This window comes from Leifsonia sp. NPDC056665 (assembly GCF_042791795.1).
Lineage (GTDB): Bacteria > Actinomycetota > Actinomycetes > Actinomycetales > Microbacteriaceae > Leifsonia.
This window is the reverse complement of the sequence record NZ_JBHTXK010000013.1, coordinates 35,618-56,790: the sequence shown is the minus strand read 5'-3', so window position 1 is coordinate 56,790 and position 21,173 is coordinate 35,618. Positions and strand designations below refer to the sequence as shown.

Below are 21,173 nucleotides of genomic sequence, written 5' to 3'. Positions count from 1 at the left end.
TAGAAAGAAGCAACCACAGTGACCAACACTGACGTTTCGGCGACCGTTGAACTCAGCTCCGACTACCAGTCGAAGTTCTTCAATGCCCTCTCGCCGACGGACCTTCTCCATGATGAGGTCGTTCAGCGTCGCGAGACCGGCTACGACATCGACGCGTTCGTTGCGGAAGCAAACCAGACGGACCCGAACGACAGCGCCGCCGTCCTTGACATCGTCGACCGGATGGACACCGCCGTGCGGCTTCCCGGATGGAACTACGTCGAACCGGACGGCCTCGAAGAGATCGAAGCCACCCTCGGCCCGCAGGCTAAAGCGAAATCCCTGCCTGAACTCACGCTCCGGGACAAGATCCACGCCGCCTGGCTCGGTCGGATTGCCGGCTGCAACGTCGGTAAGCCGGTCGAATGGGGCAGCCACTGGACGGCCGAGCACATTCGTGAGTACCTGATCCTCGCCGACGCGTATCCGCTTCGCGACTACGTGCCCGTCCTCGACCCCATGCCCGCCGGCTTCCAACTGACCGAATGCTGGCCGGAGACTACTCGTGGCAACGTCAAGGGCTCCGCACGTGACGACGACATCGACTACCCGATCCTTGCGCTGCACCTGCTCGAGCAGCACGGCCGGGCACTGACGCCGGAGCACGTCGGCGCAGCCTGGACGCGGCTGTTCCCGATCGAACAGGTCTTCACCGCAGAACGAGCCGCCTACGTCAACCTGATCGACGGGTTCACCGGCTCCGACATTGCACGGCGCCGAAACCCTTACCGGGAGTGGATCGGCGCGCAGATCCGCGGCGACATGTTCGGCTATGTCTACGCCGGTGACCCGTGGCAGGCTGCCAAGCTGTCCTACAAGGACGCGTCGCTGTCCCACGTTCGCAACGGCGTGTACGGAGAAATGTGGGCCGCCGCCCTCGTGGCCGCCGCGTTCACCGCTTCGTCGGCGCAGGAAGCTGTCGAGCAGTCGCTCGCAGTGGTCCCGCCACAGTCACGACTGGCGGAGGCTCTCCGTCACGTGCTCGAGCTGAAAGCAGCCGGGATCACCTGGGAAGCCGCGCTCGACGAAATTCAGGCAGAGTACGGGCACTACTCGTGGGTTCACACCATCAACAACGCGGCCGCAGTCGCTGCTGCGTTGCTGTGGTCGGACGACGACTTCGTGACAGGCGTCGGCCGCGTGGTTATGAGCGGCTGGGACACCGACTCCAACGGGGCAACAGTCGGCTCCGTCCTCGGAGTGCTCCTAGGAACCAAGAAACTCCCTGAGCACCTCATCGCACCGCTCGAAAACCGAACTCGCTCCGCTCTGTTCGGTTTCGACAACTCCGTGATCTCCGACCTGGCCGATCGGACCGCACGGCTCGCACTCAACGGCCTGAAGTAAACCCGAACCCAAAGAGAAAGAGACGAAGATGCCTCGCATTATCCGCCCGGCGCGCCGCAGCGCATCCCGCCGCCGGCTTCTCAAAGCCAGCGCGATCGCCGTCGCCGTTGCCGCAACCCTCGCTGCGTGCACGACCGGCGCCTCCACCGCGAACAAGAGCGGCGAGCCTAACGGCCAGATTCAATACTGGTTCGCCCCGAACACCCCGGATGCCAAGGGGGTGTCCGACTTCATGAAGTTCAACATCACGCCGTTCCAGAAGCAGAATCCGAACGTGGATCTGCAGGCAGTGCAGAAGAACGTCAACACGATCAACCAGCAGATTCAGGTGGCCCTGTCGGCGAGCAAGGGCCCGGACATCGTGACCGCGTCCGGTATCACGAACCAGATCACCTACTCCAAAGCGGGCTACCTGACGGACCTCACCGACTTCGCAAACCAGAACAAATGGAGCGACACGCTTCTGCCGTGGGCCTCCGAGGTCAGCAAGGTTGGCGGGAAGACGGTGACGCTGCCGCAGGGCTACGAGACGTTGCTCCTGTTCTACAACAAGACGCTGTTCGCGAAGAACGGCTGGACGCCGCCGACCAACCGCCAGGAGGTGGAAGCTCTCGCCGCCAAGATGGAGGCCAAGGGCATCACTCCGTTCGCGGCAGGCAATTCCGACTACCCGGCCGGAACGGAGTGGTACGTCAGTGCCTTCTTCAACGACGTGGCGGGCGCCTCGGCGGTGCACGACGCGCTCACCGGGAAGCTCGACTTCACCGACAAGCGGTTCGCCGACTCGATCAACCTGATGAAGGACTACTGGGACAAGGGGTGGTTCGGCGGAGGCGTGAAGAAGTACTTCTCCACCACAGACCCGCAGAAGTACACGCAGTTCGCCAGCGGTCAGGCAGGAATGTACATCTCCGGCTCCTGGGAGTTCGTGACCCTCCCGGACTACTTCAAGAAGGCAAACAGTGAGTTCGACTGGGCTCCGCTCCCATCGCTGGCTGACGGCGTTCCGGTCACTTACCCGTTGTCCATCGGCAACACGCTCTCGGTCAACAAGAGCACCAAGAACGCGTACGCCGCCGAGAAGTACCTGGACTGGAACCTCAAGGACACCAAGAACATGTGGGCCCAGGTCGCGGCAACAGGCTCCGACGCGATGCCGGTGAACATCAAACCGTCGGACATCCCGTCCAATGTGGACCCTCGCATCGCCCGGCAGTACACCGAGCTCGCCAAGGCGAGTGAGGCAGGCTCCGTCGGCTACACGACGTGGACGTCGTGGGGAGGATCCTCCGACCAATACATCGTTGACAACACCGACAAGGTTCTCAACGGTAGCCTGTCGACGTCTGACTACCTCAAGGGTCTGAGCGCCGCATTCAAGGACGATGTCAAAAAGGGCAACCTCCCGACGGTCTACTCGACAGGAAAGTCGCTGGGCTGATGAGTTCCACTGTAATGACAGGCGCGGCAGCTGAGGCCGCGGGCGAGGCTGAAACCCTCGCCCGCGCGCCCCGGCGTCGCAGCCGACGCGGCATGTGGGTGGGGCTGCTTTTCATGGCTCCCGCACTGGTCCTAAACCTCGTCGTAATCGGCGGTCCGTCGATCTCGAACCTGTACTACGCGTTCACGGATTGGTCCGGACTGGGGCCGGCCAAGTTCAACGGCCTCGACAACGCTGTGCGGCTGGTCCAGGATCAGGCATTCTGGAACGCGCTCGGACACAACTTCACCTACATGGTGTTCTTCCTCACCGTTCCGATCGTGATGGGCTTGTACGGGGCGTTCGCTTTGTCTCGGGTACGCCGGGGAGCAGCCGTATTCCGCGTTCTGTTCTTCGTCCCGTACCTGATCGCCAGTGTCGTCAACGCTGCGATCTGGAAGAACATCCTCGACCCGACAGCTGGCCTTGCCGCAGCTCTAAACAAGATCGGCATCCACTGGCTCGACAATGTCTACTTCTTCGGCGACCCGAACCTGTCGCTCGGCAGTGTGATGTTCGTCGACAACTGGCACTTCTGGGGCTTCCTCGTCGTACTGTTCCTCGCCGCCACCACCAACATCGACGGGTCCCGGTACGAAGCAGCCCGGATTGACGGGGCGAACGCGTGGCAGGAGTTCTGGCACGTTACCCTCCCCGGAATCCGTCCCACGCTGGCGTTCGCGCTCACCATGATTTCGCTGTGGTCGCTGCTCGCGTTCGACTACGCGTACGCGCTCACTGGCGGTGGCCCGGCCGGCTCCAGCGACCTGGTCTCGCTCCTGGTGAACCGGACGGCATTCGGAGCGAATGAGGCTGGATACGCCGCGTTCATGGGCCTGACCATGTCCGCGCTCGGCGGAATCCTCGTGATCATCATCGGACTACTGCGCCGCAAGGGGGACGAATCATGACCTCGGCAACCAACACCTCACATGTGATCGCTCAGACATCGCAGCCACGACGCAAGCGTCGCTCTACGGAGCCACAGGACATGCGGCCCGGCGGTCTCAAACGAGCTCCGATCTCAGTGGTTGTGCTCATCCTGCTGGCGTTGTTTGCGATCCTGCCGGTCCTCGTACTGGTGCTCAACGCATTCAAGTCCGATACCGAACTCGCGACCAATCCGATCGGCCTCCCCGAGACATGGAACTTCTCCAACTTCGAAACGGCCTGGACGGAGGGTCGGCTCGGCCAAGGACTAGGCAACAGCGCAATCTTGGTGGTTGGGACAATCATCGGCGTGTGGATCTGCGCCGGCATGGCGGCGTACGCGCTGGCTCGGCTCCGCGTCCCCTTCAAGCGTGGGATCGCGTTCTATCTGCTGATCGTCATTTCGCTGCCGGCGCAGATGTTCTTGGTGCCACTGTTCTTCCTCTGGACGAACCTCGGCTTGTACGACAACCTCTTCGGGTTGATCCTGATCTACACCGCGTTGAATGTGCCCTTCGCAACTCTGCTGCTCGAAACCTTCTTCGCCGGCATCCCGAAAGAACTGGACGAGGCCGCCCGCCTCGATGGGGCCAACGAGTGGCAGGTCGCCACCAAGATCATGCTTCCGTTGGCGCGCCCCGGTTTCCTTACCGCGGGACTCGTGGTGGGACTTGCCGTCTATGGCGAACTGTTCTTCGCCGTGATCTTCATCTCGTCGCCGAACAACCTGCCCATCTCGACGGCGTTCCTCACATTCCAGCAGGGCTTTACTCGGTTGTACGGTGTCACAGACGCGGCCGGCCTGATCATGATCATCCCTGTGATCCTGCTGTTCCTGTTGATGCAGCGAAACTTCATCAGCGGACTCGCGTCCTCAGGGGTGAAGGGTTGAGCGCTCAGGTCGTCATCGTCGGGAGCGCCAACGTCGACTTGGTCACCCGTGTCGAACGGATCCCCGGCCCGGGGGAGACCGTCACATCCGAATCGTTCAACGTGTTTGCAGGAGGCAAGGGGCTCAACCAGGCAATCGCTTCTCGGCGCGCTGGCGCGGTCACAGCCTTGATCGCCGCGGTCGGGAGCGACGATTACGCACGCGTTCTCGTCGACACAGTGAGGCACGAGGGCATGGACGATGCGCTCCTGCGACGGGAGCCAGGCACGACTGGTACGGCGTTCGTCACCACGGACGCGACCGGAGAGAACAACATCGTCATCGTTCCTGGCGCGAACGGGTTACTCAACCGACTGACCGAGAGCGAACGTGATCAGGTCCGCGAAGCCGACGTCCTCGTCTGCCAGTTGGAGGTGCCTAACAGTGTTGTCGAGGACGCGGTCACCACCGCCCGGGAGGCCGGGACAACCGTGGTACTGAACCCCACGCCGGTGCGTACCGTCCCGGCGGCGATTCTCGCCGCCGTCGACGTCCTTATTGTCAACGAGCATGAAGCGGACCAGCTGCGCGTCGAAGAGCTTCGGGTTCCTTGCGTGGTAACAACCCTCGGCTCGAAGGGGGCGACACTTCAGATTCGGGGCGAGCGAACCGTTCGTGTACCTGCACGGAAGACGATCGCCCTCGACACGACCGGGGCCGGAGACACATTCGTGGGTGCTTTCGCCGCTGAGATCGCGCGAGGCGTCGGCTATGCGCAGGCAGCTACCCGCGCGAACGTTGCCGCATCCCTTTCCGTCGAGGAACACGGTGCGGTCCCATCCATCCCGACCCGGCAAGCCGTTGATGAGGCGCTGGGCCTAGAGAGAGTAGAGAACTAGTGGACGAGGGAACACGGAACCGTATCCGTGGAGCGGTGCTGGGGCAGGCGATCGGAGACGCGCTCGGTGCTCCGACGGAAGGAATGACCCGTGCGGGAATTCGTGAGCAGTTCGACCGTGTGGTCGATTTCCTGTCCGACGATCCGGCAGGAACCGACGACACGGAGTACGCGGCGCTGACTGCGCAGATCCTTCTCAAGTACGGCACTGCTGTCACTCCTGCAGACGTTGCACGCGAATGGACGGCAGCATTGGTCGATCAGGAAACGCCTTTCGACGGAGGCGGGTTCTCCGAGATGGATGCGATCCACAACCTCGCGAAGGGTCTGCTGCCGCCAGCATCCGGGTCTGACAATCACGAGCTCTGGAGTGACGGCTCCGCAATGCGGGTGGCGCCCATTGGCGCATTCGCAGCGGGCGATCCGGCTGAGGCGGCACGTCTTGCAGGCATCGACGCGCAGGTCAGTCACGCGCTCGACGGGATTTGGTGCGGGCAAGCGGTTGCAGCTGCAACCGCAGCTGCCGTCACCGCCAGTAGCTGGCAAGAGGTTGCGAACGCGGGCCTGAACGCCACACCGGAAGACTCCTGGTCTCGACGCATGATCGAGAAGGCGCTGGCGGTCGCGGCCGGGCCCGGAACTGAAGACGAGCGTCTCGACGAACTAGAGCGTCGTGTCGCGATCTTCCACTACCCGTGGGCTGACGTGGCACCGGAGGCGACCGCGCTGGCGTTCGGAGTGTTCGCAATCGCCGAAGGCGACTACGTCGAGGCTGTTCTCGGCGGAGTGAACATTGGTCGCGACGCTGACACTATCGCCGCGATGGCAGGCGCGATGGCTGGCGCACTCAACGGGATCGACGCCATTCCGACCAAGTGGACGAAGCGCCTCGGGCCGCTGCGTGGCAGTTGCATCGCAGCGATGGCCGGAGTTGATCTCTGGAGACTCGCGGACAGCATCGCCGACTCCGTAGACGCACGAAAGGTTCTCACCGATGTCTGATCTTCTCGCTCGCGCTCAAGGCGCGTTCACGGGTTTGGCCGCGGGCGACGCGTCTGGCTTCCCCTCGCGGTATCACCGGATGACTCGTGCCTCGTTCCGCCGTGGATTGTTGTGGAGTCAGGCCGTCGAAATGGACGACCAGCTCATCAACAAGTTCCCGTTGCCGTTCACGCTTTCGGCTCCGCTTGCGGGGGAGACCTTCGCCGCGACGGACGACGCTGAGCAGGCTGCGTTGGGAACGGCGGTGCTCGTTCGTGCCATTCAGAACCGAGTAAGTGTCTCGGAGGCCGTGCCTGAAACGTGGGAGCTCTTCTCGGCGTGGCAGCAAGTTGTTCTGCCGCAGGCGGACGAGTACTGGGGCTCTGTGGCGGATCGCTCAGCGATCCTGAATAGTCTCGCGGGGCTCACTCCGCCAGCAACGGGAACGGACAACCCGCACTTCTACGATGACTCGTCTGTGGCCCGCTCGCTACCCGTTGGTGTTGCCTACGCTGGACGTCCGTCGGACGCTGCAGAGGTTGCTAGACGGTTGGCGTCGATCACGAATGCGGGCGTCGGTATCGATGCGGCAGCGGCGTTTGCCAGCGTGATCTCGTCGGCCGTCGGTGGGAGCACCGTCCGTGACGCGATCGCGCTCGCGGTTACCGAGATCGACTCGGAGACCTGGCTTGGCCGGAAGTTCCAGCTTGCGGAGTCGATCTTCGCCGACGCCGGGTCGCTGATCGGAGCAGTCCCGGCATGGAACGATGAGGTAGCCAACCTCGAGTACAACTTCGGAAATGTCGCGGCAGAGACCCTCCCGCTAGCCTTCATCATCGCTCGCGAATCGCAATCGTTTGCGGAGGCGATCGGGACCGCCAACCTGATTCCGAAGCAGGCTGATACGATGCCGGCGATGGTTGGAGCAATTGTCGGCGCGACTCACGGAGTTTCTGCGATTCCTGTCTCGTGGCGAGAGCGCGTCGAAACGCTTCGTGGCTACTGCGTGCCGTCGACTGCCGGAGTTCGGCTGCGGGACTTGGTTGCCGAGCTCGCTGATTTCGCGAAGGTCGTTTCCTAGAACCCCTTCGACACGGCTCGGCCGACTCGTTTGGCCGTGCCCGATTCCCTCGAGCTGATGTTCGAGACGGAACCGGCGAACTATAAGTAGCGGGTTCCTGCGGTGGAGTCATCGCTACCGCACCCGAGGGGCCGCGCCAGTGTGCGCGGCCCCTCACCATTTCCATGAGACTTGGCGAGCGATCAGGCGCGCCTTGGCGTCCCTCGCGGCAGCGTAAATCGGTGCTTGACAGACGCTCGCGCGCCCCCAATACTTGACCGGCCCTAGCCTGTAAAACGTTTTAGATATAACGTTTTAGGTTGTTTAGAGACAGAGGTGTCATGAGCTTCGCTGCCGGGTCGACCGCGCCACGTCGCGCAGTTTGCCCTTCAGCCAATGGCGGTCTCTCACAAAGCGTGCTGGCTCAGGGGTGTCCGTTGAGAAGCGCACGGCCCGCAGACGCCGGACGCGTCGGAGCATTTCGACGCGGCGGTAGAACCGGCGCGACTGGACACCAACGCAACATCTGACTAAGAGAAAGAGACAACGATGCCTCACTTCAAACAGCGTCGAAACGCACGACCCGGACTCCGTTCACGCGGGATCAGGGCGGCCGCTGTTGCACTCGCGTTCGGCGCCGCGCTCACCGCCTGCACGGGCCAGACAGCCGCAAGCACCTCGGGCGACCCCACCGGCTCGCTTTCCTACTGGTACGCGCCGAACACGCCGGACGCCAAGGGCGTGTCCGATTTCGTCAAGTACAACGTGACGCCGTTCCAGAAGCTGTACCCGAAGGTAGACCTTCAGGCGGTGCAGAAGGATGTCAACAACATCAACCAGAACATTCAGGTCGCACTGGCCGCCGGCAAGGGGCCGGACATCGTCACTGGATCGGGTATCTCGATCGTCTTCCCCTATGCGCAAGCGGGATATCTAGAGGACCTCAGCGCAACAGCGAAGCAGAACGACTGGCAGAACAAGCTCCTGCCGTGGGCGATGGAGTCCTCGAAGGTCGACGGTAAACTCGTCGCTCTCCCTCAGGCATACGAGACCCTGGTGCTGTTCTACAACAAGACGCTGTTCGAGAAGAACGGCTGGACGCCGCCGAAGAACCAGCAGGAACTCGAAGCCCTAGCCAGCAAGATGGTCGCTAAGGGCATCACACCTTTCGCCGCCGGGAACTCCGACTACCCGCCAGCAACTCAGTGGCTGGTCTCAGCATTCATGAACGACGTTGCAGGTCCGCAGAAGATCCACGACGCACTCACCGGCAAGATCAAATGGACCGACCCGGCGTTCGCCAAGACGATGGAACTGCTCAAGGAGTACTTCGACAAGGGCTGGTTCGGCGGCGGAGTGAAGAAGTACTTCTCCACCACCGACCCGCAGAAATACACCCAGCTGGCTAGCGGCCAGGCCGGGATGTACATCTCCGGCTCTTGGGAGTTCGTAACCCTGCCGGAGTACTTCAAGCAGGCGAACAGCGAATTCGATTGGGCTGAGCTGCCGTCGCTGTCTAACGGTGTCGCTCAGAACTTCCCGTTGTCGATTGGGAACACCCTCTCGATCAACAAGAAGACCCAGAACGCGCACGCTGCCGAAACGTACCTCGACTGGCAGCTGAACGACGCGAAAACCATGTGGGCGAACGTCGAGGCCACCGGAGTTGGACCGCTGCCTGTTCACATCAACAAGTCCGACATCCCCTCCGGCGTCGACTCGCGATTCGCCCGGGTGTACACGTCCCTTCAGTCCGCTAGCGAATCCGGGAACGTCGGGTACACGACCTGGACCTCGTGGGGCGGGAAGGCGACGACCTTCATTAGCGCCAACGCCGACAAGGTCCTGAATGGTGATGAGTCCGTGGCCGACTTCCTCAAGGGGATGGATGCCGCGTTCCAGAGCGACATGTCCCGGAACCTGATCCCCACCCCCTACTCCACCGGGGAGGCGACGAAGTAGCTCCCTTCGTCGTCGGAGCGAGTCAGGTCGGCGCGGTCACCGGTCTCCCCGACCTGACTCGTTCGCCAAACGCCGCTCCACTGCGGCGAATCAGAAGTCATCGCACAGCCGAAAGGAGGTGCCCTCCGTCCTCAACACCAGAGCGTCGACCACACGATCAAAGAAGAACGTTCAATAGATTCGAACAACGGAGTGAGATTCAATGTCAAAACTGAAACTGCGGGCAACGCTCGCAACCGCGATGGCCGCGGCGCTTCTCGTCACCGGCGCCGTAACCGTATCCGCACCGGCTGCCGCGTCACCGAAAAGCAGCTCGCTTCAGAGCTCCAAACCGACGCAAACGAGCACGGATTTCCAGAACCTCAACGGCTTCATGTGGTTTTACAACACGTACTTCGACTACAAGTACACGGACATCACCAAGAAGCTCGATCAGTTCAAGGCAAGCGGGATCCGGGTACTGGGATTCTTCAGCCCGTACGACGGTGACAAGACCCTGTGCGCAGGGTGCGACCCGCTCGACTTCTACTCGGTGTCGCCGCAGAACGGGACCATCCAGGACTGGAAGAACCTCGTCGCTCAAGCCCACAAGCGCGGGATGAAGGTCGTCTCCTACTTCGTCAACATCTACATGGACGAGAACTCGCAGTTCTTCCAGAAGGCACAGCAGCAGTACGGGGCAGGGGACCGGACGTCCCGCGAGGTGAGCTCCTTCACCTGGACGAAGAACCCGAACGACCCGCTCCCGTCGCTGAGGATGGGGCCGCCGTGGGCGAGCAGCTGGGAGTGGAGTGCGACTGCGGGCGCCTACTACTGGAAGCTCTGGTTCGGACCGGGCTTCAACTGGGACCAGCCCACGAGCGTCGCCGAGGTGAAGCGTTTCGAGGAGTTCTGGCTCGACACGGGCATTGACGGGTTCATGTGGGACGTCGGCCGACTCGACTCGCGCTTCCAGGAGGCCGCCGTCACTCTGCCCAAGACCTACACGACGAACGACAAGTGGCTGACGTTCGAGACCTCGGGCGCGACCAACGCGCAAGCGTTGCACGCCTTCGGCCTGACCTCGTGGTTCAACTACAGCGATCAAGGCAACTGGACGAACGACTACACGCGCCTGGTCAACGGCCAGATCGACGTGAACGGGCTCGAGACCCAACTCGAGAACTCGGACTACGCTCGATCTGTCGGTGCGACCACCCACGCCTGGACGATCGCAGCCGACGACGACGCCAACCTCGCCAATCACGACTACCCGTCGTATCCGAATGACGAGGTGCAGCGTGTCCAGGAGGCGGCGTTGCTCGCCGGCTCCGGCATCCTCTACGGTTCGCCGATGTACGACCAGTACATCCGCTGGTCGCCGACCCTCCGGGCGAACTGGGATCGCGTGCTGAGCACGGTGAACGACAACAAGGCGCTCCTGCCGGCCGCCAGCCGCGATCGGGTGCCCGCTGGGCCGGCCACGACCGCGTTCGCGGAGCGTCGCACCAGCGAGGACGGCAAACAGACCGCGCTGCTCGTGTACAACTTCAGCCCGACGCCGTCCACGGTGACGGTTGATCTGACCGGTACCGGAATCGATCTCAAGCAGCAGCCGAAGGATCTCTACAACGGTGGCAAGGGCGCGAAGATCGACGGCGCCGCGTACAGCGTCAGCCTGCCCGGATACGGATTCACGATGCTGGACGTGAGGGCGAAGTAGCGCACGGGTGGGCAGCAGGACTGACGATCGTGGACGACTCCTTCCACAGAAGGGAAGACCGGTCCCGCTGCCCACCAACTCCCACCCCGGACAGTGCAACGAAACCGAAGGAACCAGACATGGCAAGGCCGAGTGAGCGGCGAAAAGAAGCAGAGCCCGACGTCCGCGCTACAAGGGCTGTTCTCCAACAAACGAGCCGCTCCCGCGATAGCTGCACACACTCGGCCCAACTGCACCACGGCAGGATCGTACGCATCACCCGTTACACCCCCTGGCACTCCTCATCGGTGACTCTTCGCAACGCCGAGTCGAGCCAAGTCGCCGGCGAGACCGATGGGGCAACTACCCGCGAGGGGGAATGTGCTGATGCTTGACCAACTCACACGCGAAGACCTGAGCCTGATCGAAAAGGTCATCGGCCCAGTAGGTGCGACTCGGCTGGGGCGGGAGGAGGTTACCGTTCGTACCAGCGACGGCGTGACTCTCTACGGCACCGTAACCAGGCCGATCGACGACGGCACGCTCCCCGCCATTTTGATCCGTACACCCTATGGTCGCGCTGAAATGCACGCCGCGGCAGCCTATCTCGCCACTCGTGGCTACGCAGTTGTCATCCAAGACACCCGCACATCCACCTCGTACTTCCACGAAGCGGGCGACGGCAGGACGACCGTCGACTGGATCGAGAAGCAACCCTGGTTCGATGGCAACCTGATGCTGACCGGCTTCAGCTATCTCGGTTTCGCGGCCTGGGCGACAGCGTCTACGCGACCAGCCTCCCTTCGCGCGATGGCAATCGCCGAATACAGTTCGGACCGGGTCACCGCCTGGTACCCCGGCGGCGCCTTCACACTCGACCAAGCCCTGACTTGGTCCGTCGACAACGAACCAGGTGGCTCAGCCACACCGCCGAAAGCGGATGACTTCGCCCACTTGCCCTTGAGTGACGCCGACAAGGCAGCCACCGGCTCCACGCTGTCCTTCTACCAAGAGCGTCTCGAGTTCGGCGCTCGGTCGCCTCACTGGGCGCCGATCGACTATTCCAACATTGCCGAGAACGCCGGCGTCCCCGTCCTTCTCTTCGACGGCTGGTACGACTATCACCGCATCCCCATTCTTCAGGACTTCGAACGTTTGGGGCGCGCCGGAGTGCCCCGCCGGCTCGTTATCGGGCCCTGGACACACCATCCGTTGGACATGCCCAAGTTCTTCGAAGAGGTCGCCGCTTGGTTCGACCTTCATGTCAAAGGCAAAGGACAGCCGCGGCCAGAAGCCTCCCTATACGACACAGGCGCCTGTGAATGGGTCCACTGTGCCGAATGGTCGGACAACGTTCCCTCACATACTCTCTACGCGGCAGCGAGCAACCAGCTGGACGCTGTCCCCTCGCCGCAGCCGACCGACATCGGCTGGACGTACAACCCCTTAGATCCGACGCCCGCGGTCGGTATTACAGCGTTCGGTGGGCTCGACGTCGGTGGTCCACAGGACAATCGAGACCTCATCGGCCGTGACGACGTGGTCACGTTTACCTCGTCCGTCCTAGAGGCGGATCTGCCCACGGCCGGTCGGGTCACCGCGCATGTGGCGGTCCGTGCCGACACCCCCAGTGTCGACCTGTTCATCCGGGTCCTCGACGTCACCGCAGCCGGGGAGGCGTTCAACGTTTGCGAGGCTATTCGACGGATCTCGGACCCGGGGCTGCGAACAACGGGAGGTCTTGTCCTGGACATCGATCTTGGCCCGATTGCGCATCGCTTCGGCAAGGGCCATGCGGTCGCGGTACTTGTGGCCAGCGGTGCGTTCCCGTACTACGACCGCAACCTTGGCTACGGGGAACCGTCGCAGAGCGCGACACGAGCCAGAGCGTCGCATCCAGTGCTTCAGGTTGGCGGCATCGATGGTCTATTAATTACGTTCTCCAACCATCCGGTTTCCGTGTAGTCCCGCGGTGATGACCGCTCGGCGTCAACCTTCAGTCGGCCCCCGAGATCAAGGAGGACCCTCAGTGAACAAGCTGTATTCGACCGCGGCCGCAGCGACCGCGGACCTTCAAAGTGGCCAACGCCTCGCAGTCGGCGGATTCGGTCTGTCCGGTGTGCCGTTCGCGCTCATCGACGCGGTCCTCCGCCTTGGAATCGACGAGCTGGAGATCGTCTCGAACAACTGCGGAACGGATGGACGTGGCCTCGGCGTCCTTCTAGAGGCCGACCGGATCCGAAGAATTGTCGCGTCTTACGTCGGTGAGAACCGAGAGTTTGCGCGACGCTATCTCGCAGGTGAACTCGAGGTCGAGCTGACCCCGCAAGGAACTCTCGCTGAACGGTTGAAAGCGGCCGGCGCCGGGGTTCCCGCGTTCTACACTCCGGCTGGAGTCGGAACGCTGGTTGAATCGGGAGGGCTTCCGTGGCTGTACAACCGTGACGCTGAAGTCCTACGAGCGTCGCCACCTCGAGAGTCACGACAGTTCGAGGTTGGGCGGCTCAGCGGTACCTACCTTCTTGAAACTGCTTTGCCGTGCGACGTTGCTCTCGTCCATGCGTGGCGCGCGGATCGATTCGGGAACCTGACGTTCCGTAAGTCGGCCCGCAACTTCAACCCTTTGTGTGCGATGGCCTCTGCACTTGTCATTGCAGAGGTGGAGGAGTTGTCCGAGACCGCCCTCGATGCTGACGCAATCCACTTGCCTGGTGTGTACGTCGACCGAGTCGTCCAACTCACACCAGAACAAGCTGAGAACAAACCCATCGAGAAGCGAATAGTTGCAGGGGACACCGAATGAGCTGGACCAGGCAGCAGATGGCCCAACGCGCTGCACGCGAGGTGCAGGACGGGTCTTACGTCAATCTCGGAATCGGCATCCCGACGCTGGTCCCGAACTTCATTCCGGATGGTGTGGAGGTCTTCCTGCAAAGTGAGAACGGCATTCTCGGGGTTGGCCCCTACCCCGCCGCCGAAGACGTCGATCCCGATCTCATCAACGCAGGCAAGGAGACGGTGACCATCAGAGAGGGTGCCGCGTTCTTCGACTCCGCAACGAGTTTCGGAATGATCAGAGCTCGTCGCATTGACATCGCCATTCTTGGCGCGATGCAGGTCTCCGCACGCGGCGACATCGCTAACTGGACCGTTCCTGGGGCGATGGTTAAGGGAATGGGCGGGGCAATGGACCTCGTTCACGGCGCGAAACGAATCGTCGTCGTCATGGATCACCAGTCGAAAGACGGTCGAAGCAAGCTCGTAACCGAATGCACGCTTCCGCTGACCGGAGCGGAAGTCGTCGACAGGGTCATCACGAATCTTGGTGTGTTCGACGTCGTTACAAACGGATTCTGTGTCGTCGAACTCGCACCAGGAGTCACCCTCGACCAGGCGCAGTCGGCGTCGGAGGCGACTTTCAGCCGGTGACGATGCCCGCGCGACGCTCCGATTCTCTGCTTGCAGCGAGCACTGACTCCGTGAAGGTGCGCGCAAGTGCAGAAGGCGCCGGCGAGGCCGCCCAGAGCACCGCGAGTTCGCGCGAAACCGTTGGATCACGCAGCGGAATGAAAGTGAAGCTTTCGGCCGCTGCGAACGAACGCGTGGACAATGGAAAAGCAGTGATCCCGAGTCCCCGGGACATCATCGCGACAGCAGTCATGGTCGCATCGACTACGACCACCGACTTCGGAGCGGCGTGCGTCGTACTGAAGCCTTCATCTGTGAGTCGGCGCACACTGGTGCCCGCGGCGAGGGTGATGAAGTCGTAGCGGAGAAGGTCCTTCCATCGTGCGCTTTCGCTTTCGGCAAGCGGATGATCCCGCGGGACAACCACGCACATCGGATCGGAGCCTAGTGGGGTTATCTGGAGCCCCGTCGAGTCAGGCGTTATCTCCGTGATGGCGACATCAGCTTCGCCCCGTCGAAGCCGTTCAAGCACCTGCTGCGCGGAGCCGGTTGTGATGTGAAGCTGAACCTGCGGTCGAGGCGCAAGAAAGTCGGACACGATCGAGGCCAGCAACCCGCTTGCTAGAACCGGTAACGCGGCGACGGTGAGCGTTCCGCGGCTGGACTGCATGAAGGCGTCGAAGCGACCCAAACTGGATTCGAACTCCTCGATGATTGCTGCGGCAACCGACAAGAACTCTGTACCGTCAGCCGTCAGCTCCACCTTCCGGGTGGTCCGTGAGAACAACGAAGTGCCGACCACGCCCTCCACGCTCTGGATCGTCCGGGAGACAGCCGGCTGGGTCAGACGCAGCGCCTGCGCCGCGTCGCTGAACGATGACGCTGCGGCGACTGCCGCAAATACTCGCAGTTGCTCGATCGTCAGATTCATGTTGTGAGTTTATCAATGTAGCAGCAAGAGGCATTTCCGTTTATAACTGCTGGATCTGAGACTGAGAGCGTGGAAGACAAAGCAAATCCTGCCGACGTGGCTCGGGGCCCACTCGCCGGTGTCCGAGTGCTCGACCTCACCAGCACGATGTCCGGACCGTTCTGTACCCTCCTGTTGGCCCAGCTCGGCGCCCAAGTCGACAAGATCGAGCCGCCTACGGGTGATGTGCTCCGCCACGTCCCCGGAGGCAACAATCCGGCCATGTCGCCGTTGTTCCTGGCCTTCAACGCGGGAAAACGGTCCATCTCGCTCGACCTTGGAGTGGATGCGAACCGGGATCTGCTCCAGCGGTCGTTCACCAGCTACGACGTGATCGTCCATAACATGCGCCCATCTGCGGCAGGGAGGATCGGCCTCACGGCAGCGTCATTGACCGCTAACGGATCGAACGCCGTGCTGTGCGAGATCGTCGGCTACGGTCCAGGACCGTTGCAAAATCAGCCCGCGTACGACGACACTATCCAAGCCGCATCCGGGATGGCATGGGTGCAAGGAAATGGGACAAATCCGGAGTACGTGCGTACTGCGATCGCCGACAAGACTGCTGGGATCTACGCAGCCCTCGCTGTTTGTGCGGAACTAGCAGGGCGTGAGCGAGGAGCCGCGGCCCGCTCTGTCAAGATCCCGATGTTGGAGACCCTTGCCGCATTTACGACGCTGGAACAGCTCGGCGGCCTCACATTCGATCCGGCAACCGGGCCAGCACTCTATGCGCGAACCGCGTCGCCCGACCGCCGTCCGTATGCGACCGCGGACGGACACATCAGCGTGATGGTCTACACCGACCGGCATTGGCGGTCCTTCCTTCCTGAGGTCGGCCGGCCGGACCTCATCGCCGACCCCCGATTCGCTACCCTCGCTGGACGTACCTCCAACATCGATGAGGTTTATGCCTTCGTCGCTGATCAGATCATCCAGCGGACAACCGCCGAATGGGTGCAGACGTTACGTCGCATCGACGTCCCCCACGCCAAAGTCAACTCGATCACTGACCTCTTCGTGGACGAGCACCTGGAAGCCGTGAACATGTTTCCCCGCGGCGTGCACCCGATCGAGGGAACTCTACGAATCGCGCGCCCACCCTTCCTTTTTGGTAGTCAAACGCTCGCGAGCCCTGAATTCGCCGAGCAACTGGGGGCATCGACCGACGCGTTCGTCCAGGAGCACACTGCTGCGGCGGTAATCAAATGAAGGGCGACCGCATTGTGCAGCGGGGTTTGTACTTCAACGAGATCGAAGAGGGCGTCACTTACGTGCACGCCCCGGGTCGGACGGTCACCGAAGCGGACAATGTTCTCTTTACGACGTTGACCATGAACACCCAGTCGCTGCACCTCGATCAAGCCTGGTCAGAGCAGACGGAGTTCGGAGAACGCCTTGTGAACAGCATGTTTACGCTGTCGCTCCTTGTTGGGCTCTCCGTTACGCAACTCACCCAAGGAACGATCGTTGCGAACCTGGGGCTCGACAATGTCGAATTCCCCGCACCGGTCCGTGTTGGAGACACCCTTTACGCGGAAACGCACATCGCGCGAAAGCGGACATCTGCCTCTAGGCCAGGCCAAGGAATCGTGACTTTTCAACACACGATGCGTAACCAGCGGGACACCGTTGTTGCATCGGCTCGCCGCGACACGCTCATGCTGACGTCGGGAGCGAAACAATGACGCTAGGCCGCGCGCTTCTGTTCTGCCCCGCTGACCGACCAGATCGATTTGCGAAAGCCGCCGCGGCCGCCGATGCCATCATCCTTGACTTCGAGGACGCCGTCGGAGCTGATCGGAAGACCTTCGCGCACGAATGCGTCACCGCGTCTGACCTGGATCCTGCTTCGGTGATCGTCCGGCTCAACCCCGTCGGCTCGCCTTTCCACCTGCTCGACGTCCTGACCGTAGTGTCCACACCGTATCGAACGGTGATGCTGGCGAAAACGGAGGAGAAGTCGCACCTCGACGCGCTCCATGACGCTGGCTTCAGCGTGATCGCGCTCTGCGAAACGGCGAAAGGCGTCCAGAACGCCGCAACCATTGCACGACATCCCGCCGTTGCGGCGCTGATGTGGGGCGCCGAAGACCTCGTCGCCAGCATGGGCGGACGCTCTAGCAGGAACAGCGCCGGCGCGTACAGGGACGTTGCCCGGGCGGCGCGCTTTCGGGTCCTCCTTGCCGCTCACGCGGCTGGCAAAGACGCGATCGACGCAGTGCACCTCGACATACCCGACTTGGACGGATTGGCGGCAGAGGCAGAGGATGCCGCAGCAAGTGGGTTCTCAGCCACCGCCTGTATTCACCCCTCGCAAGTCGCAACAATCCGAAGGGCATACGCTCCAACCGAAACCGAGATCGCGTGGGCAACCCAGGTCATCCACGCCTCGCGTAACCAGTCAGGCGTCTTTGTGCTCCAAGGCAGCATGATCGACGAACCGCTGTTGCGTCAGGCTCGCGTCATACTCGAGGCGATGATCCAACGCGACCCTGCTCGCTGAGAAGGCAGGCGAACTACGCCTTACCCAACGTTTTGGCGGACCACCTTTGCTGGGTCCTCGCCATAAGGCGGGCTGTAGATCACCAGCAACGAGGCTGGCTCTGCGCTCGTCACGGTGAGGACATGCGGAACGTCGGCGGGGAAGAAGCAAGCCTCTCCGGCGGTCATTTCGAAATGGTCGCCGCCGACCTCGACGGCGGCTGTTCCGCTAAGAAGGAAGCACGCTTGTTCCACTCCCGGGTGAGAGTGGGGGAGAGCCTTCCCGTTCGACTCGAGGGTGCCCAAGAGGACCTCCATCCCGCGGGCTCCGACCTCCGGGCCAATCAGGCGACGGTTCACCGTCCCGAGATGGTTCGTTGGCGAGAATCCTGGCACGTCGCTCGGTCGAATATGGAAACGTGATAACTCGGACAATTGGTCACCGTGCCTTCAGTCTGGGCTCGTCAGCGTCGACGAGAACGCCTTTCGTAAGAATGAAGCACCCGTAAGGTCGCGCTTCGCCCGTTGACACTACCGCGGTCACGGTTCTGGCTCTCGCGTAGAACGCGTGGCGATCCAGCACCTCGACTCCGATGGCCCGATTCTCCACTGCTTCGAGAACCTCGAGCGCTTCAACCGCGACCTCCGGCACTGTCGCTGGTCGGTTGACCACGGCCATTCGCGCGATCGGTAAGGGCTCGAAGGTGTCGATAGGAAGCAACGATGCGATGGCTCGAATAGCTTCGATCGAGTTGATCCCGTCCATACGGACCACTGGAACCCCAGCTGCATAAGCCGGATAATTGCTGTCCACGACGGCCAGCGTGTCCCCGTGTCCCATTCGGGCCAGGACTCCAAGAAGCTCGGGGCCGATCAAGGGGTCAATTGTCTTCAACACGAGTCCTGTGTATCCCTGGGTTTAGGTGGTTTAGGTGGTTTAGGTGGTTTAGGTTGCCGGAACGGCAGGCGGAGTATAACGGCGAAATCGGCGTAGGTTCCAGCGGACTATCCGAAGAACGTTCGCACGGTTTCAACGCAACGCGGGCGCACCTACGGGCCAGCGGCTCGACGAAGAACGGTCGAGCCGCTGGCCCCGTTCGTGTGCTGTTGCGATTCTGCTCTAGCCGGCCAGGGTAAGGATCTTGGTTACCTGGTACGCGCGCGCTCTTCCTCCCTCGGAACGTATCGCGGCCAACGCGATCGCCGCGTCTTCGCTGTTCTCGAACCATTTGTCGAACCACTGAAGTAGTGGCCGATGGTCGTTGGGGTCTCTGGACTCGATCCGATCGATCGTCGCGTTTCGTTCCGCTGCGTTGAAGCGGAGCGCCGCTTCGACCTCCTCGTCCATCGCTTCTGCCAGAGAGGCGCCAGACAGAGTCCAGTACGTGCTCTCGTCGAAGCGATCGTTCGGCCACGCGCGCGCTTCGAGCGCCCTGCCTGCGAGATCTGTCGTGACTCGGACGCGTGTACCGACGATGGTGTAGCGCAGCGTCGGGCCGCCATCTGGTGCGGGCGGGCGCAGGATGAGTTCGCGCTGGTAGCTCTTCAGCGTGTCGTTGCGGATGAGTGCGTCGGAGTAGCACTCCAGTTCTTCAAGGAGTTCAACATCTCGGGCTCGGATGTCGGAGACGGACGGAGATTCGCGAATCACCGCCCATGCAGCGTTGGCGGGGCCGAATGGTGAGACGTGGACGGTGTTCCCGTCGATGACGACGGTCGGTGTGGTCGATGTGGTGACGATAGTCATCGTGCCACCTCGATTCCGCTCCAGGTGCGTCCAGTAGAGCCGGCCTTTGGACTGGACACGCGACGTTCGCCGCTACCCCGCGGGCGGCGGTACCAACCCAGTTCGACTCTTCGGTTGCCAACGGTCTCGCCGTCGACGGTGCACGCGTTCATCGCGGTCAGGTGAATCGCGAGGGACAGCTGGGCGTGCGCGAGACCTCGGGACCTGTGGTGGAGGTGACCGAGGACGTTGGCCTCCACACCACGGGCATGAATGCCCTCGGCGCGCCGTTCGCCAGGGTAGTCGTGGCTCCGAGATCGAGGGGGGCCGGGGATACCGAACGGAGGCTCACCCTTCGGTCCGCCTGGTGCTGTGACATCGGGTGATGTCCGAATCGGCAGGCGCCTCAGGCCCGACCTCCGTGCCGAGTCCAGGACCGCGAGCACAGCATCACTGTCGCTCTGCCCAGGACGCTGAAGCGTTGCACCCGCCACGATCAAGGGAAGTTTCCTGCGAAGTCTAGGGGAGGGTAAGGACTGCGAGGTGCGCCTTCCAGCCCCAGAGCGGCCCGTCCAAGTGCGCTCGGCGGCTTGGGTTCGGAAGTGCGGCTGCGAACGGGTCGCTCACGCCAGCGTTCCCGCCCCGGGCGCCGAGACCGCGCCAACCATTGGCCGGGAGTGCCGGACCCGGGATGATGACCACGTCGGTTGCGACGTAGAGCTCCAGAGACTTGTGGACGGCATGGAGCACGGATGCCGCGATTAGTCGGGTGGTCAGCTCGTCGAGCCGGGCCGATCGTCGAGATTCGAGTTCCTTGTCGTGCTCCTCGATCGCTCGCAGCGCCTCCTCGAAGGTGTGGCGTCTGCTTCGGGATGTCGGGAACGGGTCGATCGGGCTCAGAATCCTGTGGAGCGCGCGACCAACCGCCGCGGTCCGACGCGGAGCCATCAGGAAACCGTCGTCCCGAATGTCCAGCGCCAGCCTGTGCTCGGTGTCGAGTCGCTCGAAGAGGATCTCGGCGAGTACCTGGTGCTGGGGGACGCGACGTTCGATAGCGGCGATAAGCCACGCGGTCAGAACGGCGTAGTCGTTGATCGCTCCACCGACTTCATAGCGTCCAGGCTCACGGTCGTCGTCTCGCCAGCGTCTCAGCACCGACAGGATGCCGCTGATTTCTATTAGCTGGCGGGCGCGGTCGAAGACGTGGTCGACCGGCAGGTTGTTGTTGGTGCGGTGATCTCCGTTGGTGCTGGCGCGGGTAAGAGGGTTTTCGGGCATGACAGTTCGCTCCTATCGAGAGGATGGTTTTGGTTGGGATAGGGCGAGACCGGCGCCA

Annotated in this window: 20 protein-coding genes; 15 read left to right on the top strand and 5 right to left on the bottom strand. The window is 62.4% G+C overall.

The features are described from left to right. Positions 1 to 18 precede the first annotated feature (18 nt). The 12 genes from ACFQ9V_RS13370 to ACFQ9V_RS13315 all read left to right on the top strand — a co-directional run bounded on the left by ACFQ9V_RS13370 (position 19) and on the right by ACFQ9V_RS13315 (position 14,678). Complete coding sequence (locus ACFQ9V_RS13370; RefSeq protein ID WP_382459626.1) at positions 19 to 1,386, top strand: ADP-ribosylglycohydrolase family protein; 1,368 nt, start codon at positions 19 to 21, stop codon at positions 1,384 to 1,386. Between the two features lie 28 nt (positions 1,387 to 1,414). Continuing rightward, on the top strand, positions 1,415 to 2,827 hold the full coding sequence (locus ACFQ9V_RS13365) for an ABC transporter substrate-binding protein (protein WP_382459625.1): 1,413 nt from the start codon (positions 1,415 to 1,417) through the stop codon (positions 2,825 to 2,827). Positions 2,828 to 2,841: 14 nt separating this feature from the next. Beyond that, positions 2,842 to 3,777 (top strand): carbohydrate ABC transporter permease, encoded by a 936-nt coding sequence (locus ACFQ9V_RS13360; protein ID WP_382459624.1) that lies wholly within the window; start codon positions 2,842 to 2,844, stop codon positions 3,775 to 3,777. Next, the gene (locus ACFQ9V_RS13355) at positions 3,774 to 4,688 is read left to right on the top strand and encodes a carbohydrate ABC transporter permease (RefSeq protein WP_382459623.1); all 915 of its coding nucleotides are present in this window, start codon (positions 3,774 to 3,776) and stop codon (positions 4,686 to 4,688) included. The genes ACFQ9V_RS13360 and ACFQ9V_RS13355 overlap by 4 nt, the downstream gene beginning before the upstream one ends. After that, positions 4,685 to 5,566, top strand: a complete 882-nt coding sequence (locus tag ACFQ9V_RS13350; protein ID WP_382459622.1) for a ribokinase — start codon at positions 4,685 to 4,687, stop codon at positions 5,564 to 5,566. Before ACFQ9V_RS13355 ends, ACFQ9V_RS13350 begins: the two co-directional genes overlap by 4 nt. Further along, complete coding sequence (locus ACFQ9V_RS13345) at positions 5,566 to 6,567, top strand: ADP-ribosylglycohydrolase family protein (protein WP_382459621.1); 1,002 nt, start codon at positions 5,566 to 5,568, stop codon at positions 6,565 to 6,567. Before ACFQ9V_RS13350 ends, ACFQ9V_RS13345 begins: the two co-directional genes overlap by 1 nt. After that, entirely contained in the window at positions 6,560 to 7,627 is a 1,068-nt protein-coding gene (locus ACFQ9V_RS13340; protein ID WP_382459620.1) for an ADP-ribosylglycohydrolase family protein, read from the top strand. Before ACFQ9V_RS13345 ends, ACFQ9V_RS13340 begins: the two co-directional genes overlap by 8 nt. Positions 7,628 to 8,155: 528 nt before the next feature. Next, entirely contained in the window at positions 8,156 to 9,568 is a 1,413-nt protein-coding gene (locus ACFQ9V_RS13335; protein WP_382459619.1) for an ABC transporter substrate-binding protein, read from the top strand. A gap of 373 nt (positions 9,569 to 9,941) precedes the next feature. Continuing rightward, entirely contained in the window at positions 9,942 to 11,270 is a 1,329-nt protein-coding gene (locus ACFQ9V_RS13330; protein WP_382459618.1) for an alpha-amylase family glycosyl hydrolase, read from the top strand. 366 nt (positions 11,271 to 11,636) lie between these two features. Then, a complete protein-coding gene (locus tag ACFQ9V_RS13325) occupies positions 11,637 to 13,214 on the top strand; it encodes a CocE/NonD family hydrolase (RefSeq protein ID WP_382459617.1) in 1,578 nt (525 codons plus the stop codon). Between the two features lie 64 nt (positions 13,215 to 13,278). Next, positions 13,279 to 14,052, top strand: a complete 774-nt coding sequence (locus ACFQ9V_RS13320; RefSeq protein ID WP_382459616.1) for a CoA transferase subunit A — start codon at positions 13,279 to 13,281, stop codon at positions 14,050 to 14,052. Beyond that, entirely contained in the window at positions 14,049 to 14,678 is a 630-nt protein-coding gene (locus ACFQ9V_RS13315) for a 3-oxoacid CoA-transferase subunit B (protein WP_382459615.1), read from the top strand. Before ACFQ9V_RS13320 ends, ACFQ9V_RS13315 begins: the two co-directional genes overlap by 4 nt. Here the strand turns inward: ACFQ9V_RS13315 and ACFQ9V_RS13310 are convergent. After that, on the bottom strand, positions 14,668 to 15,588 hold the full coding sequence (locus tag ACFQ9V_RS13310; RefSeq protein ID WP_382459614.1) for a LysR substrate-binding domain-containing protein: 921 nt from the start codon (positions 15,586 to 15,588) through the stop codon (positions 14,668 to 14,670). The two genes, ACFQ9V_RS13315 and ACFQ9V_RS13310, sit on opposite strands and share 11 nt — an antisense overlap. Positions 15,589 to 15,657: 69 nt before the next feature. Here ACFQ9V_RS13310 and ACFQ9V_RS13305 point away from each other — a divergent pair, with 69 nt between their 5' ends. Genes ACFQ9V_RS13305 through ACFQ9V_RS13295 form a run of 3 tightly spaced genes read left to right on the top strand, consistent with a single transcriptional unit; the run spans position 15,658 to position 18,133 of the window. Beyond that, positions 15,658 to 16,839 (top strand): CaiB/BaiF CoA transferase family protein, encoded by a 1,182-nt coding sequence (locus tag ACFQ9V_RS13305; protein ID WP_382459613.1) that lies wholly within the window; start codon positions 15,658 to 15,660, stop codon positions 16,837 to 16,839. Then, on the top strand, positions 16,836 to 17,315 hold the full coding sequence (locus ACFQ9V_RS13300; protein WP_382459612.1) for a MaoC family dehydratase: 480 nt from the start codon (positions 16,836 to 16,838) through the stop codon (positions 17,313 to 17,315). The genes ACFQ9V_RS13305 and ACFQ9V_RS13300 overlap by 4 nt, the downstream gene beginning before the upstream one ends. Then, positions 17,312 to 18,133: an HpcH/HpaI aldolase/citrate lyase family protein gene (locus tag ACFQ9V_RS13295; protein ID WP_382459611.1), complete on the top strand. Its 822-nt coding sequence runs from the start codon at positions 17,312 to 17,314 to the stop codon at positions 18,131 to 18,133. The genes ACFQ9V_RS13300 and ACFQ9V_RS13295 overlap by 4 nt, the downstream gene beginning before the upstream one ends. Before the next feature lie 20 nt (positions 18,134 to 18,153). On the opposite strand, the gene ACFQ9V_RS13290 is transcribed toward ACFQ9V_RS13295, so the two are convergent. From ACFQ9V_RS13290 to ACFQ9V_RS13275, 4 genes are all read right to left on the bottom strand, one after another. Continuing rightward, positions 18,154 to 18,429 carry a cupin domain-containing protein gene (locus ACFQ9V_RS13290; RefSeq protein ID WP_382459610.1) on the bottom strand — a complete coding sequence of 92 codons (276 nt, stop codon included), beginning with the start codon at positions 18,427 to 18,429 and terminating at the stop codon, positions 18,154 to 18,156. 121 nt (positions 18,430 to 18,550) lie between these two features. Continuing rightward, on the bottom strand, positions 18,551 to 19,009 hold the full coding sequence (locus ACFQ9V_RS13285) for an RbsD/FucU family protein (protein WP_382459609.1): 459 nt from the start codon (positions 19,007 to 19,009) through the stop codon (positions 18,551 to 18,553). A gap of 222 nt (positions 19,010 to 19,231) precedes the next feature. Next, positions 19,232 to 19,858, bottom strand: a complete 627-nt coding sequence (locus ACFQ9V_RS13280) for a hypothetical protein (RefSeq protein ID WP_382459608.1) — start codon at positions 19,856 to 19,858, stop codon at positions 19,232 to 19,234. 498 nt (positions 19,859 to 20,356) lie between these two features. After that, positions 20,357 to 21,115 (bottom strand): hypothetical protein, encoded by a 759-nt coding sequence (locus ACFQ9V_RS13275; protein WP_382459607.1) that lies wholly within the window; start codon positions 21,113 to 21,115, stop codon positions 20,357 to 20,359. Positions 21,116 to 21,173: the final 58 nt, after the last annotated feature.